13 protein-coding genes are annotated in these 18,018 nt (G+C 33.2%); all 13 read right to left on the bottom strand.

Annotation, left to right across the window (positions count from 1 at the left end; all coding sequences use genetic code 11):
* Window positions 1-67 precede the first annotated feature (67 nt).
* The 13 genes from ACF3NF_RS05945 to ACF3NF_RS05885 all read right to left on the bottom strand — a co-directional run bounded on the left by ACF3NF_RS05945 (window position 68) and on the right by ACF3NF_RS05885 (window position 17,884).
* Window positions 68-643: a hypothetical protein gene (locus ACF3NF_RS05945; RefSeq protein WP_394022595.1), complete on the bottom strand. Its 576-nt coding sequence runs from the start codon at window positions 641-643 to the stop codon at window positions 68-70.
* Window positions 644-665: 22 nt separating this feature from the next.
* On the bottom strand, window positions 666-1,715 hold the full coding sequence (locus ACF3NF_RS05940) for a hypothetical protein (RefSeq protein WP_394022594.1): 1,050 nt from the start codon (window positions 1,713-1,715) through the stop codon (window positions 666-668).
* A gap of 100 nt (window positions 1,716-1,815) precedes the next feature.
* Window positions 1,816-2,316 (bottom strand): hypothetical protein, encoded by a 501-nt coding sequence (locus ACF3NF_RS05935; RefSeq protein ID WP_394022593.1) that lies wholly within the window; start codon window positions 2,314-2,316, stop codon window positions 1,816-1,818.
* Window positions 2,303-5,101 carry a coiled-coil domain-containing protein gene (locus tag ACF3NF_RS05930; RefSeq protein WP_394022592.1) on the bottom strand — a complete coding sequence of 933 codons (2,799 nt, stop codon included), beginning with the start codon at window positions 5,099-5,101 and terminating at the stop codon, window positions 2,303-2,305. The genes ACF3NF_RS05935 and ACF3NF_RS05930 overlap by 14 nt, the downstream gene beginning before the upstream one ends.
* A 196-nt stretch (window positions 5,102-5,297) precedes the next feature.
* Window positions 5,298-6,785 carry a hypothetical protein gene (locus ACF3NF_RS05925; RefSeq protein ID WP_394022591.1) on the bottom strand — a complete coding sequence of 496 codons (1,488 nt, stop codon included), beginning with the start codon at window positions 6,783-6,785 and terminating at the stop codon, window positions 5,298-5,300.
* Entirely contained in the window at window positions 6,785-7,540 is a 756-nt protein-coding gene (gene srtB / locus ACF3NF_RS05920) for a class B sortase (protein ID WP_394022590.1), read from the bottom strand. The genes ACF3NF_RS05925 and srtB overlap by 1 nt, the downstream gene beginning before the upstream one ends.
* A gap of 155 nt (window positions 7,541-7,695) precedes the next feature.
* On the bottom strand, window positions 7,696-8,745 hold the full coding sequence (locus ACF3NF_RS05915; protein ID WP_203126330.1) for a DUF7601 domain-containing protein: 1,050 nt from the start codon (window positions 8,743-8,745) through the stop codon (window positions 7,696-7,698).
* 253 nt (window positions 8,746-8,998) lie between these two features.
* Complete coding sequence (gene lepB, locus ACF3NF_RS05910; RefSeq protein WP_394022589.1) at window positions 8,999-9,604, bottom strand: signal peptidase I; 606 nt, start codon at window positions 9,602-9,604, stop codon at window positions 8,999-9,001.
* On the bottom strand, window positions 9,597-9,812 hold the full coding sequence (locus ACF3NF_RS05905) for a hypothetical protein (RefSeq protein WP_394022588.1): 216 nt from the start codon (window positions 9,810-9,812) through the stop codon (window positions 9,597-9,599). The genes lepB and ACF3NF_RS05905 overlap by 8 nt, the downstream gene beginning before the upstream one ends.
* Entirely contained in the window at window positions 9,805-14,742 is a 4,938-nt protein-coding gene (locus ACF3NF_RS05900) for an InlB B-repeat-containing protein (protein ID WP_394022587.1), read from the bottom strand. Before ACF3NF_RS05900 ends, ACF3NF_RS05905 begins: the two co-directional genes overlap by 8 nt.
* Before the next feature lie 320 nt (window positions 14,743-15,062).
* The gene (locus tag ACF3NF_RS05895; protein WP_394022586.1) at window positions 15,063-15,965 is read right to left on the bottom strand and encodes a class C sortase; all 903 of its coding nucleotides are present in this window, start codon (window positions 15,963-15,965) and stop codon (window positions 15,063-15,065) included.
* Window positions 15,934-16,812, bottom strand: coding sequence for a class C sortase (locus ACF3NF_RS05890; RefSeq protein ID WP_394022585.1), 879 nt, complete (start codon window positions 16,810-16,812; stop codon window positions 15,934-15,936). The genes ACF3NF_RS05895 and ACF3NF_RS05890 overlap by 32 nt, the downstream gene beginning before the upstream one ends.
* The gene (locus ACF3NF_RS05885; protein WP_394022584.1) at window positions 16,805-17,884 is read right to left on the bottom strand and encodes a class C sortase; all 1,080 of its coding nucleotides are present in this window, start codon (window positions 17,882-17,884) and stop codon (window positions 16,805-16,807) included. Before ACF3NF_RS05885 ends, ACF3NF_RS05890 begins: the two co-directional genes overlap by 8 nt.
* Between the last annotated feature and the right edge of the window lie 134 nt (window positions 17,885-18,018).

Below are 18,018 nucleotides of genomic sequence, written 5' to 3'. Positions count from 1 at the left end.
TTTTTTACACATTTTAAAGGTCTTAGGACAAAAAAATCCCTACAAGACTTGCTTGTAGGGGATTATTTTATAAGCTTGCTAACATTTTATTTGCTCTAGCTATTAGAGCTTCTGATTGTGCCATCAGTCCATTTAATTGTCTTTCAAATTTTTTGGCATAGTTTGGCATCAATTGCTTTAGCTGTCTAGCTGCTGCTAGTGTGGTTTGATTTCTTTTTATAGCTTCATTTAATTTACTTTTTTTACTTTGATTTTTTACTTTTTGGTTAACTTCAGTTTTTACATTGTTTTTTGCAACATTTATTCTATTCATCGCATTTCTTAGCTCTTCATAACTTGCAGAATCTAGTCTAGCCAATACAGATTTAGCTTCAGCAATCGCAGCTTCGTACTCTGCCTTTGCTTCTTGGCTAGCATAATTGTAGTAAGCGTTTGAATTAACTACATTTACAACATCATCAACTGCCAATTGCAATTGTTTGGCTTGGTTAGTAAAGTTTTGGTCTCTGGTTAATGTTTGTGCATTTTCTGCTACATTTGGAACTTCATTTGCGGCTGCTGCGTGAGCATTTTGTCCACCAAGTCCTAAAAAAGCAATATTTGCTATTAAAAATGTTTTTAAAATATATTTATTAAATTTCATAATACCTCCTTAGAGATTAGTTTTATCCTCTAATTCCCTTTAGTTGGTTTAAAACTTTTGTTGATCGACTTACAATATTTTTAGAATTATTGATTAATTTATTTAGGTAATCAATATTTTTTGCTGCAATATTTGGAGATAATTTTTTAACTAGTTCAGCTGCCCTTCTTGTTTCATTGTTTTTTCTGATAGCTTCTTTTAGTTTTTTGATTTGTTCTTCCCTGCTTATATCGCTTGCAGTTTGTTTTTTTACAAGGTTTTTTCTTGATGATTCTATTAAGTCTTTAGCTGATTTGATTTCATCTAATGTGGAATTTGGGTTTTCTATTGTAGATTTTGCAAGGATTGCTGCGTTATTATAATTATTATATGATCTTTCTGTGTAAAGATTTTTGTCATTATTAATTGCATTTATTTTTGCAATTTCTTCTCTAAGGCTTGCTAGTGCCTTTGTTCTTTGATCATTTGTGATTATTTCTTTTTTTGCTTTCTCTAATGCACTTATAGCTAGTTCATTTTGGAAATTTGTTAGGTTAAGTCCATTTTCTCCTAGAGTTTTCCAAGCATAGTCTACCGCTGAATCATATTTATCTTTTAATTCTTTTGGTGCATTTTTGTATGCATCGCTTGCCCTGAATTGTGATTGTTCGGTTGTTAACTTGATAATTTCTGTTTTGTCAACTTCCCTGCCATTTAGTTTTTCTTTGGCATTTTCAACTATGGCTACTCCGTTGTTTAATTTTTTGATGTATAATCTGTAAAAGTCAGCGTTTTCAGTTTTGGTATTTTTTAATTCTTTGTATGTATCTTTAAGACCGTTTAGAGCATAGGTATATTGCAATTGAAATTTTTCGTCTGAATTTAAAAATTCATAACCTAATAGATATGATTCATATTCTACAATTTTTGTATTTACCTTATCCAATGCCTCTTTAAATTCTTTTTCAGCTGTTGATAGTTCTGTGCTGACAGCTGTATCTGTGCTAGCAGCATAAACTTCTTTTGTACTTGGTACTAGTAAAAGTGTACCTATTGCAAGGGCTGCACTTGCTTTTAAAATTTTATTTGTCATATATAACTCCTTAAGTTTTTAGAATTATTGCTTGCTTTAATTATACCCTAATGAAGTATTTTTAAAATCCAAGTAAAAAAGACCCCAAAGGGTCTTTTGATTATTGTGCTTTTAGTTGGTCTAGAGCTGATTGAGCTCTTTCTAAAAGTGAGTTTGAATTATCTAATAATTCGTTTAGTTGGTCAGCGTGAGCATTTGCAGTTTCTGGTGAAAGTTCAAATAAGATTTCTACTGCACGTGCACTTGATCTGTTATCAAAAATTGCTTGTTCTAAAGCTTCCACTTTTTGCTCTGCTGTCATGCCTTCTGTAGAAGTTGAAGCAGTTTCATCGTTAGCTTCATCTGAATTTTCTTCAGTGTTTGCTTGGTCAGCATTTTCTGTAGCTTCTTCTGCATTTTCATTGTCAGCTGTATTTTCTGTTGTTTCAGCTGGTGCTTGTGCATTATCATCTGTGTTTTGAGCTTCATTTGCATTTTCAGCTGTGTTTTCTTCTACAACCGGTGCATTTGCATCATTGTTTTCATTTTTTACCATGTTGTCGCATCCTGTTAATACCACTGATAATAATAGTGCTGATGCTAGTGTTTTATTTAATTTCATTGTTTTCTCTCCTTTTTGTTTTTTCATTTTTATCTTTATTTTTGCTTGTTAGAGCAAAGGCTCCAAGGGCCACTACTAATAGTGCTGCTACCCCTACTAATGACTTTATACCCGTTCTTACAATAGATCCTGGATTAACTGTTGCAGGAACTTGTCTTGTTGTAGTTACAGGTGTTGTTGTAGTTGTCGTACCACTTACTGGTGTGGTGGTTGTAGTTGTTGTTGCAATTGGAGTGCTGGTTCCATTTAATTTTAAGGCATTTGTAAGTTCTGTTTCTGCAGCTATCAATTCATCCATAGTTGCATTTTCATCTTCTAATGCCTTTAATTTTGCTTCCACAGCTGCTTTCTTATTTGCGTCTGTAATTTGACCGCCTTTATTTTTATAATTTTCTTTAAGTTGATCAACTCTGGCTGCAAATTTATTTCCATCGAGATCATTTATAGCTTCCATAATTTTATTTGCAACAGCTGTTAATTCTTCTTCACTTGCGTCTTCTTTTTTAAGAATTTCTTTACCTTCTTCGATAGCTTTATCGTAAGCATCTCTAAGTGTTTTTTGTGCCTTTTTATAGTTTACAGAATCTCTTAAGCTTTTGTCACCTTTGATAAAATCTTCAATATTTTGTCTTGGTGATTTTTCTTTTAAATCTTCAGATTCATTTTTATTTTTTATTTTCTCAACTATTGGTTTTATTTCGCTTTGGTTTAATTGATTTGTTAGATAAGTCCTAGCAGCTGCAATATCTGATGCATTATCATTACTTAGTGCTCTTCTCGCAGCTATAATTGCCTCATTTAAATTTTTGCTTTGAGTATCTGATACAGTTACATAATCTGGATGTGCTTGTACTTTTGTAGCTAGATCAATCAATTCTTTTAAGATTTTCTTATTTTCTTCTTGAGCAGAATTGCTAGATTGACCTGCAATCTCTCTTTTGATTTCATTAATTCTATCTACATATTTTTGTGATAGGTCCGCATCTTTACTTAGAGTTTCTAAATTATCACTTACTAACTTTATCAAATCCTCATAAGTTTTGATTAGTGCTTTGTCAGCATCTTTTTCACTATTATTTTTTAAATAATATGCATAAGATTGTCTAAATGAAGGTGCTTCGTCTATTAATTCTTTTAATGTATTTGGGTATTTTAATTCTTCTTTATAGCCCAAGTCTGTTAATGCATTGCCAACTTTTATTATATTTTCGTGTAGCTGGTCAAGGCTAACAGATTCGCCATTGGCAATTTTTACTAAAAGCTTGTTGGCATTTGCAATAGCGTTGTCGTATGCTGTTTTTTTATCAGCGTCTGCATTTGTATATACTGAATTTTTTGTAACTTGGTCTTTGTTATTTACAAAACCGTGCAATATATTTTTTGCTAGCTCATAGATTTTTTGATCTTCATTTGTTGGATTTGCTAACTTATTTTGAGCTTCTTTTATGGTTTGAATAGCTGCATTGTATTGAGCATCTGTAGATTTACTGTTATTGTAAATATTTTTTGCAGTTGTTATTGCATCATCATAAGCTTTTTTACCTGCATCACTTGCTGATTTGTAAGGGTCTTTTGCCCTATAATCATCAGCACCATTTATTAAATCATTAAGATTTTCTTTTGGTGTTTTTTGACTAGGATTTTGATCAATTGTTTTTGTTTCAACTGGTGCTAGGGCTAGTTTAGCTAGGTTTATATTTTGTAGGGCTTTTTGTAAATCAGTTTCAGATGGATTCTCTTTATTCAATATATCTCTTCCATTCTCAACAGCTTTATCATATGTAGATTTTGCTGCAGGATTGGACATTCTATAATTATTTTTATTTATTAATTCATCTCTGTCACTACCAATTAATAATTCTAATTTATCTTTTAAATCTTCTTTTATAGTTTTTTCACTACCTATTTTAGCAACAAGCTTGTCATACTCAGCCGCTAAATTGCTATAGGCAGTGTTTAAAGAATCAGCACTTGCATTTACATTATTAATTTCATTTGCTGCCTCTGTAATAGCTATAGATAATTTATTTTTTTCCTCATAAGTTAACTTATCATTATTTGCTACTGATTTATCAAAGAATTTTTTTGCTTTTTCCTGAAAGCTAAATAAATTATTATGCGCTTTAGCAATGGCTCTATAGTCGTTAGAATTTATATTATTTAAGTCTGTATCTTTTAAATCGAAGTCTTTTGCTTCTAAAGAGTAAGAGTCCATCAAATCATTTATTTTTTTTGCAAGAATGGAATTTTCATTCTTAATTTCATCATTATTTTTTGAATAATCCGCTAGTGTTTCTTTTGCTGTGTTAATGTAAGTTATAAGATTATCCGTATCTGCTTGCGTTAATTTTGTTGATCCTGCTAATTTGTTTGCTATGGCAATTGTTGAGCTTAATGCCTCTCTATCATCTACTGTTAGTTTAGCACTTGCTGCTAAATTATTAATTGCTTCCTTAATGTCATTAATGTATCCAGTTAATTGACTTGCAGTGTAGGCATCATTGCTTTCTAAAACTTTTTTTGCATCAACAATTGATTTTTTATATTTTTCTTTCTCTACTTTTGTTGAATTTTCATATCTGGAAGATTCTTCCACATTATCATAGTTATCAACTAATGATTTTAAATTTGCTTTTAATTCTTCAATAGTTTTCTTATTAGCAGAAGCATCTGTTGCCTCTGTCGCATATGCCACAGAACTAATCGCATTATTTCCCAGAGGAGCTATGGCCCCTATGGATAGTGCTAGAGCAATAGTTCCTGCATATAGTTTTTTATTTTTCATTTTCTAGCTCCTAATTTTCTTTAAATTTAAGTCTATTACTTAATTATAGTTATCTGAATTATACAATATTTGGCAAAATTTGTCAAAATTTCAACTTGTATAAATTGTATTAAAACATTTAAATTTCAATGTTTTTCAACAAGTCCGTACCTTTATAGATAAAAAAACTCTAAGGATTACTCCCTAGAGTTGAATTTTAAACTTGATGTGGTTTTTTTCTTTTTTGATCTTCTAATTTATATAAGAAAAATGCTGAGATTAACATAATAATTAGCCAGATGCCAACACTTTCGATACCAGTTTTGACACGGTCGCTTGCATTTCTGTTTTTGCCATTTTTTCTATAAGCATTGACGTCTTCACTATCATCTGAATTTTGATTATCAGCTGTTGGAGTTCTTTTCTCTTTTACTGGTTTTGCATTTTGGTCATTATCTTCATTTCCATTTGGTGGGCTTACATTTTTATCTTTATTAGCCTTATCCGCATCCTCCTTATCATCTTCTTCATTTGGTCTTTTTTCATCTTCTATTGGATTTTTAGGATTTTCAGGATTATAAGGGATTTCTGGGAACAAATTGTCCCACCACCATGGTTTCTGATGTGGTGGTTTTTCTACTGTTTTGTCAGGATTTGTTGGGTCAAATGTTTTTCCTGGATATAATATTTCCCACCACCAAGGTTCAGTTGGCCTTGTTGTATCAACAGCTTTTGTTGGATTTTCAGGGTCTGTTGGATCAATTGGTGGTTTTTGAGGATCGAAATCTTCATCGGTAATTTTATCCCACCACCATGGTTTTTCGCCTTCAATTATTTTAGGCGGATTGGCTGGTGTGATTGGATTTTCTGTTTTGTCAGAATCAGTCGGACTCCATGGCCATGGCAACCAAGGTTCTGGTTGATTCGGATTACTTGGTTTTGGATATTCTGGCCAATAGTCATCTGGTCTACCTGGTACAGGAGGGTTTGATGGATTCATTGGATTATTTGGATTTTCTGGGTTGATAGGTTCTGTTGGATAGATAGGTGTATTTTTATCATTTCTATTTGGATTTGTAGGATCTATCGGTCTATTTGGTTGGTTTGGCAGGTATGGATTTGTAGGGTTATTAGGATCGTATGGATACCATGGATTTTCTGGATTATAAGGATGGTATGGATCGCTTGGCTCTACAATTTCTCCATTGTTTTTATGAATATGTGGATCATCATTTACAAAAGTGATTTTTGATTCTTTGTTAGCATTTAAATCATTTGCATCATAATTTTTTTCATTGTAAGCATAAGCTGTTGCTATCAAGCCATCTGGTCCATTTTGTACAAAAAATATTAATCTGTATTTTGATTTATCAAATGTAACTGTCCTGCCTTCTTCTTTAAAATCTTGATTGGTCTGATAAATTAGATATTCATATTTACCAGCTTTTGTAAAGTTTGGTTGGTAAAATTCTATTTTATAATCACCCGGATAGTTAAATGAACTTACGCTTGGCTCTGGTGCACCGTTTTGAGCTTGGATAATAACATTTGCAAAGTGGGGACTATTTGCCCATTTTTGGCCTTCATAATTCCACTCCACAGATATAGGGACACTTATTTTTTCGGCTGCCTTTGCCATAGAAAATGGAAATAATATTATCATCGCCATTAATATTAATTTTTCTAATTTTTTTAATGATTTCATTATTTATCTCCATTCATAGGTCTTATTACACCGAGGACAACAGTTCTACCATTTGTAGTTGCTTTCTCACAGGTTGATAAAGCAATTATTCTATCATTTCCAATATTAATGTCTCTTTCGTGCAGCTTTGTTTTTCTAGCATGTTCAATCAGAGCTTGCCTATTATCCATGGATGCAATTGACGACGGATTAAAAATCACACTATCATAGGCATCTATTTTGCTAACCATAAATATTTCTATGCGATAGGTTTCTTTTGGTAAGAAAAGTGTGCCAGTTTTGTGTTTGTCAAAATAATCTTTTTTTTCAAATAAAACTACATCTCCAAACATCCCACCCTGGTCCATATGGTGGCCATATAAAAGTGAATATGGATCTTTGAATTCCTTATTATTTCTATAGTCTAGGAATATTGCACCACTTAAGGCGAAATTTTTGTAAACATCTTTGTTTACATATTCCATATTATCTTCACCCTGGACTACTGGATGGTCGATATTTGTATCATCGATAGTAACCCAAGCTACTACATCTTCATTTATCTTCATCAAATCCCACAGAGTAGGGTTTTCGCCATCTTCAGTAATTTGAGGTTTGTATTTTAAAAGCTCATCCCCAGCAAAACCACCTCTAAAAAGCATATATGAATTCCAAAGGGAGTAGCCTGCAAAAAGCATGACCAATATTAAAATTATTGCGACTATACGGTCTAGTATTTTCTCGCCAATACGCGATATATTTGCTACTGTCTGCAAATTGCTTGCTCCTTTCTTTGGAATTTGTTTAAATTGTTAAGCCTTTGCTATGGGCTTTGGTATATAAAAAGTTAATTGTATGGTAGTCCCTTCCCGGGACTAGGGGCCGTTTTAAATCTGGCGAGATTTTAATTTTTAATATTTTATTCTAGCTATTACGCATATTGTTCGTCTTCTTTATTTCTTTTGAAGTATACAAAGAATACAATTCCTGCTGCTGCGATTGCTAATACGAATGGTGCGATGTTTTCGATAAGACCTGTTGGAATTGTTTCGTTTTTATCATTTGTAAAAGTAATATCACCCGCATCCCCATATGCTGTAATGGTTTTATTTGCATTATCAATAGTAGCTCTCTGAGTATTAGTAGCTTCAATAGTTGTTTCGTAGTTTTCAACATTATTAGCATCTAATTCAGATTCTACAATTTTAACTTGGTCGCTTGTAGCTAGTCCAGTAATTGTTAAGCTTTCGTCATCACCTAGTTCAAAAGTTTTTCCCCCTGCTGGAAGAGCTTCACCATTAACACGTACTGAAGTGTTATTAGCATTATTTTCAGTAGTAAATGTAATTGTAAAATTAAATCTATCACTTAGGTCTGCCTGGTTACCAGTAATATTCTTAGTAACTTTAATATCATTTGTTGTGATTTTATTAGTAAATTCTAGGTTTGATTTTGTTCCGTTGCTTGAAACTATATATTTAACAATTTCACGTTTATTATCAGTTGTGCTTTGAATAAACACATCCACATTAAATGATTGTTCATTCTCTTCCATACCTGAGATATTTGGATTTTTCTCTGTAATTACATATCTATATACACCTGGTTGAACTGAATCAGCTGGAGCTTTAACTCCTAAATCAACTGAGTTTGTTAATTCTTCGGTTGTAGTCCCAGCATTAATCCTAACTGTTCTTTCACCCTCTTCTATAATTCCAGGATCTGCAGTTGGTTTTACCCATTTTCCATATTCATTATCTGAGACAGTAGTTCTAGCTACATTAAATTTGAAATCAGAACCACCGAAATATTTACCACCTGCATCTACTGTTTTTGTGATAGAAGGAGCATCTGTTGATTCACCTTGACCATTATTAGGTGTAGGTGATGATGCTTTTGCACTACCTGCAAATCCTGCAAATGCAATTGCTCCTGCTAGAGCAATACCGCTTACTTTTTTGAAAATATTGTTTAAATTCATTTATTTTTTCTCCCTATTTTTATTTTTCCTAAGCTTAATTAGTATCTCATCTATGAGACCCTTGGGCTCCGCTATCGCTGCGCTCAGGGTGACAGCGTGGGATTATACGTTTTTTACATTCTTTAAAACTTGCTCATGCCCCTAGTTTGTCATTTCGACCGGAGCGAAGCGTAGTGGAGAAATCTTTTTCGAAAATCTTTATTAAATACTGAAATTCTTAGATGATAGTTCTCCATGTAATTGATAATTTCAATTAAAATTTACTTCTTCTATAAAGGGCAAATACTTTTCCCTTTATTTCATCTCTATCAACTGGGCCAAAATATCTACTATCTTTGGCTCCTCTTCTCATATCTCCTAGAGCAAAAACTTCATTTTCTTTAAGTTTTAGTGGGAATTTGATTTCTTCTGCTGTTTCGTCATATTCTCCTGTTGGATAAAAGATATTTGTTTCTGCCTGATATGATCCGTTTACTATCAACTGACCTTCTTTGGAGATGTCTACTTCATCTCCTCCACTTGCTACTAAGCGTAGCGCATAGTCTGCCTCATTCTTACCTACCACTACTACATCGCCTACATAGAAATTTCTATCAAGCCTGTAGTACATCAACAAGTCACTTGGTACCATTTTTGGAAACATGTCGTCGTTATAAACTACAAAAAATCCAAAAACAAAAGTGAACAACAACCATAATACTAAGATGATTAGTAATAGTTTTTTAAAAAAACTTATAATTGCATTTTTATTTGAGACATCAACTCGCTTTTGCCTGATTATTTTATTTATATTGGTAAAATCGACAAAATCTCGCGAGGTTTTACTATCCGCAGGAGCTACTTTTATTTTTTCACTCATTGCTATTCTCTCTTAATGCTTTTATTTCTCTATTCTTATCATCTAGTAGAGTTTCATATTTGATTTGCTGATTTTTAAAAGCCTCGGCATAGAGGTCTGAAAGCTTTTGTATCTTTGCCAGCACATCAGCATCAGACACTCCGCCAATAGTTTGCTTTTTAAATTTAACTTTGCTTAAAAATTCTTCAACTTTTTCTAATTCATTCATCAATACCCCCTGCTAATTTATTTTTTCTATATAATCTATATGCAAAGGCCATACTGGCTAGTGCAAGCATAATAGCCATTGGGGTGAAGTTATCAATTAAGCCTGTTGGTGGAGGAATGGTAATGGTTGTTGTAAATGTAACATCTATGTTAGTGTTCACAGGAACTTTGTCATATATATCATTACCGCTATCAGTTCCAATCTTATCTCCATTTTCATCTAACACTTGCGCTTGATAAGTAGTCTTACTCATTGGCGATGATGATTCAGTAGTTATTTTAAATCCACTATATGGGACTGTTATATTGTCAATAGAGTCAGCATTTTTTAATTCGTATTCCTTAGATTGAATTTCTCCAAGTGTGTCTGTGTACTCAATTGTCAGTTTGACTGTTTCGTCACCATATAGAAGGTTACCATTTATAATATTTCTCACATTTAGATTAAATGTTTTTTCTTCCCAAATACCATATAGTATATTTTCCTCACCATCACTTGTAAGCATGATATTATCACCAGGTTGAAATGGCATGGCATCAGGTTTATTTAAATCAGATTCACGATACCATCCTTTAAAAGTGTATCCTTCATTAGCTATCATAAGCTTTTTGTTTTCGTCTACCTCAGGACCAGGGAGTTCTACTATATCATTGTCTCTTAAATGTTGGTTCTCTAAATCTCTATGATCTCTAAACCCATAATCTTCTGCATTTATAGGAATTGGGGGTTTTGTAGCAAAATTACGCCCTTCAATTATTCTTTCACCGTCATTTCCAGATAGCTTAACAGGACGTTTTTCTACTAATTTTAAATGAGTAGGTGGAAATTTACTTACTACTGGTTCAAATACAATATCATCTATTACAGTTATAATGTCACCTGGCTGATAGATTTTATTTAGCATATCCTCAGTTATCTTAGGGCCTGATCTTTCAGGATCAATTTGCCAACCTTGAAACACTTGATCTTTTCCCATTTGGATTTCTTTACCATCAGGAAATTGATATTTTCTATCTGTATACGGTGCTAATACTATAGCTTCAGCATTATCTACATAATCATTTTTATCAGTATAGGAATGTGGTGTGCCGTCTGATAACCAAGCTGTATATGTTACTTTATGAACTGTAGATAGTTGCCTAAACTCATTAGGATTTTCTGGGTCTCTGGCTACCCATACAGGATATAAGTATACATCACTGGTAACAGGAGAAGAGAATGTATATTCTGCAAATTGGCCATTAATAAATGCATACCACTTTAAAAACACATCATCTCTACCCTGCAAAGCAGGTGGTTTTTCGATTTTAAAATCATCTCTGTTTAATATCTCGCCATGATCAATTTCTTTTTTTATTATACCGGCAGCTGGATTATTTCTTTCTTTATATGCAACGACTGTATGAGTTTGAGAATCCCATTTAGCATATAATGTAAGGTCCTTATTGGGCATAGTATCTGTACTTATGTCGATTGATCTACCAGCTCCAGACATATTGTCATACCAACCTTGAAACGTCTTGTTGTTAATTACTGTTTTCCCAGCAATATAATTAGGTGGTGGATAATTTAATAATGGCTTTCCATATTCAATATCATAATAGTAAGCCGAACTTTGACTGTTTCCAATAAAATAACTTAGAGTATACTTGCCCTTCTTGTAATATGCCCATACTTCATAATTTGCTGTAGTTTCGTTGTTTATTCCATGTGAATTTTTACTTGGTCTAGCAGAATTTGTTCCAGGTTTTTCAAAGTACTGGAATTCATAACCAGGATAGTCATTTTTCTGACTATACGTTTGGGTAATAACTGTGTCAGTATATTTCGGAATAGTTTTCAATAACTTACCTGTGTCTATATCATAGATTTTTAGATACCAGGTTGGTTTTACAGTAGATACATTATATGCATATATTGTTAAATCACCCTTAGGCATTGGTTTATCTCTAGGTACTGTTTCTCCAGTCAAACCACCTATTTTTAAGTTATATTCTCCTTGATTTAATTCAGCGAGCTTTTTCTTAGCCTCATCATAATATCTTGACGTGTCTTGTCCGTGTTTTAACGTTTCATTTACTACATCAACTTGACCTCTAATGCCTCTATTTTTTTCAGCATCAGTCGGATACCTATACACTCTATAAGTATATGTATTTCTGTTGTAATATAAATTTATAGTTGTGCTCTTATCCCCCCTAATGTATTTAGCAAGATTTTCACTCTCTATGTCACTTTTGACATACATAATATCTCGATTTTTCATCTCTTGGTCTGATAATTTATAAGAAGATGGAAGATCAGTTTTAGTACCTGTTTGCCCCGGCACAATCTTATCTAACTCCAATGTATAACCATCATCATTAGCATTTTGTACCCAATGGTTTATAGTAAACTCACTGGCTAGAGGTGTATACTTGGCCTTTAGCCTTCTATTTTTAGTGATGGCAGTATTCTCATCAAATTTATTTCCACTTTCATCTAACCAATAATCAAACTTATATCCTACTTTAATAGGTTTTGTATGATCACCAAATTTTGCTGTTTCACCCTCATTTACCACTAATTTAGTAACAGGGGTACCTCCATCGGGATCAAAAGTCACTGTGTAAGCTTTTTTATAAACAGCATAAAGCTTTAGCTCTGTGTAATAACCCTTTTTTCTAACTCCATCTGAAGTTTTACTAATTGGAACATTAATTGGATATGGGGCCCCGTTTGGTGTCAGTGACCAGTGGGAAAATACAAATCCAGGTTCACCTAATTCTCTTGATATTTCATCTGCTGGAATTTTATCACCTACTGAAATTTCACTAGTTGTTACTACCTCATCTTGATATTTTATAGTACCATCATTATCTTTGTATTCTTTTTTATCGATGAAGTCTACATAAATTACGTCCTTATACTGTCCTTTAAGATATATAATCCCATCCTTAAATTTATTACGTAATTCATCAACTTTAATAGGTTGATTAAAGTCAAACTTTTCACCAAAAATATCTTTACCCGCTGCAATACTATCTTCGTATTTATAGTAGTACCATCCGATAAACTTACCTTTGTAAGAAAATATTGGTAGCTCGGGTTGTTTCACATATTCTCCGTTACGTAGTGTTTGTATATCCCATATTTCTCTAATCGGTTCTTTTTCATTTTCATAATTTTTGTTTACAAATACAACGGTAACCGTATTCTTATCATCTTCTGTAACAGCATAAATAGAAAAGCTTTCTGCCTTAAATGATACTGTGTCTCTATTTTTATTTTCTATATCAACTTTTTCTTCTGGAGTAAACTCACTTTTTTTGTGGTATACTTCTACCTCTTTAGCTTCTTTTATCTTTTGATTTGTGATTTGAACGTTGATATCATTTTTTTCTGTGACTTTATATTCTTCATCATTTTCATCAAAGATTGTTATATCGTAAGCTGCAAGGATTTCTTTGCCTTCGATTTTGATTTCTACTGGATAGGCTTTTACTTTTGTAAATCCTGGTAGACGGCCTGAAAGTTTTATCCTTGTCTGATCGTTTGATTTTTGGCTATAAGAGCTATCTGTGTAGATATCTGCTAATACTTGTTGATATGTTAGTTTTTCTTCTGTATCTTTAGAATCTTCGGTTTCTTCATTAGTTTCAGACTTTTCGATATTTTCTTCACTTGCTTGTTTATCTAAGTCTTCATTTTTGACAGCATCTTCAGTAGTAGTATCTGTTTTATCTTCTGAGTTTTCTTCTTTTTCATCAGATATTTGTGAGTCAGGAGTAATATCTTCTGATTCTTTAGTAGATTCTTCTTTTGTCTCTTTTTCTGATATTTCTTCAGCTTCTTTGTCTTCTTTTAATGTTTCTTCATTATCAGATGTTTCGTCACTATTTTTTTCTTCTTCTGCTTGTTTATATTCTAAATTACCAGCAAGAGCATCTAATAAATCTTTTTTCCAGTCTACTAGTTCTGTATCAGCAGATGGTCTTTCATCTTCTTTTCCAGTTTCTGTATTTTTTTCTTCAGTCGCTTTCTCATTGTTAGCTTCTGTAGTTTGTTTTTCTTCTAATGAATTTGTTAAGCTATCTAGAACCTCTTTTGGTTTTACAATTTCTTTTTGAGCTGAGTTTTTTTCTGCATCTTCTTTTTTGTATTCATTCCTTAAGAATGGAGATTTTACTTCTTCATCCTTTGTTTGTTCTTTTGGAGTCGCTTCCTCTTCTTTTTCTAAGTCTTTTGTAATAGAAAATTCTTCTGCTTTACTTTCAAGTTTTACTTGGTCAGAAAGTTTTGAGAAATCTGTAGTTTGTGCAAATCTTATGTCGTTTTCATTTTTTTCGTAAAGGTAGATTTTATCTAAATCTCTAATTTTACTTGACTTGATTTCGATTTTATATTGATCTGTAGGATTTTTATCGTATAGATTGTCGTCTTTATCAAATATTTCAAATCCAAATGCTAGGACATTTTCTTTTTCCATATCTGTAACTGCATTTTGGATTTCGTAAGCTTTTATTGTGCCATTCTCTGGCATTTTACCTGTGATTTTGATATCGATGTCTTCATTGGAGAATGTATCGTAGGAACTGTCTTCGTATAATTCCACATCAACAGATTTATCAATTATTTTTTCTGTTTCTGTTTCTTCTTTTGTTGTATCTTCTTCTTTTTCTACTTGTATTTCTGATTCTTGCGCTTCAGCTTTTGGCTCTGTTGGAGTTTGTTCTTTAACTTCCTCAGCTTTTTCAGGAATATCAAGTTTTGTGTCGCTAGTTTCTGCTGACTTCTCATCATTTCCTACTTCATCGGTTTTTTCGTTCATTACTGTAGGATTTTCTTCTATTTCTGCACTTGCATAGGATTTGCTTGCTGCAAGCGGAGCAATAGTTGATGATACTAGCATTGAAAAAGCCATTATTGCGGACATTAACTTATATTTCAAACTTAACAGTCCCCCTTTCTTTAATTTTTCTGTGATATATTTTAATATATTTAAACTATTTTTAACTTGTTTTGATTTTAATGTTATTATTGTACTGTTTTTTTACATATTTCAAACAAATTTCAAAATTTTTATGAGATTTTTAGTATATAGAATGTTGGAATTTCAATGACATTAAAGGAAATCATTTACCCTAGTATTTTAGTAGGTTTTCAAATAATACTTTATAATTGTACTGTAAAAATTTATTTTGTCACTCTTTCTTTATTTTATATTTACCCCCCCAAATAAAAAAATCTTTGCTTTTTATGCAAAGGGTGCTAATTATTTGCGTAGTCGATATTTACTTTTAATCTTCTTATAAATCTGATTAGGGTCAAAATAAATAATATAGTTCCTAGAATTGCAAATACTAGGGTTATTATTCTTGTTATTTTTACCATATTATCTGTCTTGCCATCTGCATCTTCATTTTGACTTGCTGGTAGGTCCTTGCCTGGGATATTGAATTCTTCGGCAATAGCGCTTTCATCCCTATAGCAGTTAATTAATAGCCTGTTTGGTCTTGGTGGCATAAATGGACTACATGTCAAAAGTGTTATTATGTCTTCTTCGCCACGTGGGGCTAGCTTATCCCAATCGTATGGTCCGATGATTTCTTTGTCATGGACAACATATCGCATGGTTTCTTCGGCACGTTCTATATAAACATAGTCACCTGCTTGAAGCTGATCAACGTATAGGAACATAGTATCTGTCCACCATCCCCTGTGGCCAGCTATTACTGATCTACTTCCTGCCCCACCTATGGGGATTGATGTGCCATCTACTTGGGCAACTCCTAGAGAAATGTGCTCTAAGCTTGCATCAAGATATAGTGGTAAGTGCTTGTCTAATTTTGGTATGGAAAGATAAGCAAATGGTGTATTAGTTTTGGTAAATTTTTCGTATTTGGTTTGGTAGTCTTCTGCAGTGAAAGGATCTGAAACTGTTACATCAGAATTTTTTACAACTTCGTTGTATTCCTCTGCGTTTCGAGTCTCTGTTGCTACCTCTTCGGCTGACCTTTTTGTCTGCAATTCTTCGAATCTTTTTCTGGAGGCTAGGGCTGAGTAATCATTATAAGTTCTTCTAATTAGTGGTATTGTTACAAAAAGCAAGCCTAAAAGAATTAGCAAATATCCAATTGTACTACTTTTTGTAAGTCTTAATCGATTCTTCAATAGTTTTTACCTCCGTACTTAGTGTTTTTCTTCTCCTGCTTTCTCTAATAACAATTATTAGCAAAAGTGCAATAATTGGCAAGAGAATTAGGAATAATTGTAAAAAGTCTGGGGCTAGTCTTTTAACATTTGCAACCCCATCATCAACTGCTGCTTGGTAAGGAATCCTGTGTCCTCTAACCAAAAGCCTATGTGAATTTATCATATATGGTGTACAGGTTAGCAGTGTTGCATAGTCCTTGCCCTCTTCTACCAAAACAGGATCAAAATCTGATGGGTCAACCACTTGGATTTTGTCTACTTGATAGGCCAAAGTACCTTCTATATTGTGGATATAAAACACATCCCCTTCTACAAGTTGGTCTAGATTTCTGAAAAGTTTGGCATTTGGAAGTCCCCTATGGCCGGTGACAACAGCATGGGTGCTAGTTCCACCGATAGGTAATGATGTGCCTTCCAAATGGCCAAGTCCTTTTTCCAAAACCTCATCTGTTGTACCAGCATAGATTGGTAGGTCTTGTCCTATTCTTGGAATTTCAACGTGGCCTAGCATTTCATTTACTTCTAGCATACGGGCGTATTCCTTACGACCTGCTTTTTCTTCTTCAGTAAATGGATCGGATAAACGCGATGGATCTAGGGTGTCGTTATAGGCACGGGCTAGGTCCATACGTCTTTTAACTTCTTCTTTGTCGATAGATTCTGTTTCTTTTCTAAATTCTACGACCTCATTACCAGATTCAATCTCATAATATTTTTGACTGATAAGGGGATAAGCAAATATCAATAGTCCAAGCAAAAAGATTAGGGCAAAGGGTAAGTTTTTCTTTAACCTATCCTTATTCATCTATGTCACCCTTTGTCTTATTAGAATCATCTGTATTTCGCATTTGCTCAAACATATCTGATCCACCTTGGTAAGAACCATATCCTTTGTTAGAAGAACTATTCATAAACATATTTTTAAGATTTTCTTGCTCTTTGCGTACTTCTTCTAGGCGTTTGTAATAATCTTTATTTTCTTTTCTTAATTTTATTAGCCTTATAATTAGTACTAAAATCAAGAATAAAGCTACGAAAAATAATATTCTAAACATCCAATTTGCCTTATTAGTCCTTATTAATTCCTCATCAACTGCTGGTACATATGGTACCCTGTGTCCTCTTACAATTAGCCTGTGGGTATTTATCATAAGTGGTGTACATGTCAGCAAGGTCACATAATCGTGTCCTGGTGCTACGACTAGGTCATCAAAATTTGATGGTTCGATAACTTTGACTTGGTCTACTTGGTAGGCCATAACCCCTTCGATATTGTGAACATAAAATTTGTCCCCAATTTCTAGCTCTCTAAGATTTGTAAAAAGAGTTGCTTCTGGTAAACCTGAATGGGCTGTTATAACTGCGTGGGTGCTATTGCCTCCAACAGGTAAGGATGTACCTTCCAAGTGGCCTGCGCCTTTTTGTAAGATATCCTCACTTGTACCAGCATAAATTGGTAAGTCTTGGTTGATACGTGGGACTTCAATATGACCAATCATCTCTGCTACTTCCAGCATTCGGGCGTACTCTTTGCGGCCCTCTTCTTGTTTTTCCCTAGTATATGGGTCATCAGCGATTTTCCCAGACAAGGATTCGTTATAAGCGTGGGCCAAATCCATTCGTCTTTTTACTTCTTCTGTAGATAGGTCTTCTGTTCCAGCTTTGAAAGTATCGACCTGTTCTGTAGAGTCAATACGATAATAAAGTCTATTTATAAGTGGGTATAGCATTATGACTATGCCAAGTAAAAATATTAGTCGCCAAGCCCACTTAGAAGCCTTAGATTGTGGCTTTTTTTTCTTTTTTGTTTTTTTATTTGGATTTGACTTATCCTCTATTGGTTTTTCTTGTGCTTGTTTTTTCTTTTTAAAAGCCATAGTGCCTCTCGATTTCATTAAAAAAGGTGCTTTTGCCTAAGCACCTTTTCGTGTTATAAATTTTTTTGAACTCCTAGTCCAAGCTCCCTCTTTAGAATAATTATTATTTATGTAATTAGATTTATTTTTTTATT

This window comes from Anaerococcus martiniensis (assembly GCF_043187485.1).
In the GTDB taxonomy this organism is placed as follows: Bacteria; Bacillota; Clostridia; order Tissierellales; family Peptoniphilaceae; genus Anaerococcus; species Anaerococcus martiniensis.
This window is presented reverse-complemented; position numbering and strand designations above follow the sequence as displayed.

Bases quoted from the DNA above. Each gene is read 5' to 3' on its own strand.
- ACF3NF_RS05945 (WP_394022595.1), bottom strand. From the start codon at position 643: ATGAAATTTAATAAATATATTTTAAAAACATTTTTAATAGCAAATATT.
- ACF3NF_RS05940 (WP_394022594.1), bottom strand. From the start codon at position 1,715: ATGACAAATAAAATTTTAAAAGCAAGTGCAGCCCTTGCAATAGGTACA.
- ACF3NF_RS05935 (WP_394022593.1), bottom strand. From the start codon at position 2,316: ATGAAATTAAATAAAACACTAGCATCAGCACTATTATTATCAGTGGTA.
- ACF3NF_RS05930 (WP_394022592.1), bottom strand. From the start codon at position 5,101: ATGAAAAATAAAAAACTATATGCAGGAACTATTGCTCTAGCACTATCC.
- ACF3NF_RS05925 (WP_394022591.1), bottom strand. From the start codon at position 6,785: ATGAAATCATTAAAAAAATTAGAAAAATTAATATTAATGGCGATGATA.
- ACF3NF_RS05915 (WP_203126330.1), bottom strand. From the start codon at position 8,745: ATGAATTTAAACAATATTTTCAAAAAAGTAAGCGGTATTGCTCTAGCA.
- lepB (WP_394022589.1), bottom strand. From the start codon at position 9,604: ATGAGTGAAAAAATAAAAGTAGCTCCTGCGGATAGTAAAACCTCGCGA.
- ACF3NF_RS05905 (WP_394022588.1), bottom strand. From the start codon at position 9,812: ATGAATGAATTAGAAAAAGTTGAAGAATTTTTAAGCAAAGTTAAATTT.
- ACF3NF_RS05890 (WP_394022585.1), bottom strand. From the start codon at position 16,812: ATGAATAAGGATAGGTTAAAGAAAAACTTACCCTTTGCCCTAATCTTT.
- ACF3NF_RS05885 (WP_394022584.1), bottom strand. From the start codon at position 17,884: ATGGCTTTTAAAAAGAAAAAACAAGCACAAGAAAAACCAATAGAGGAT.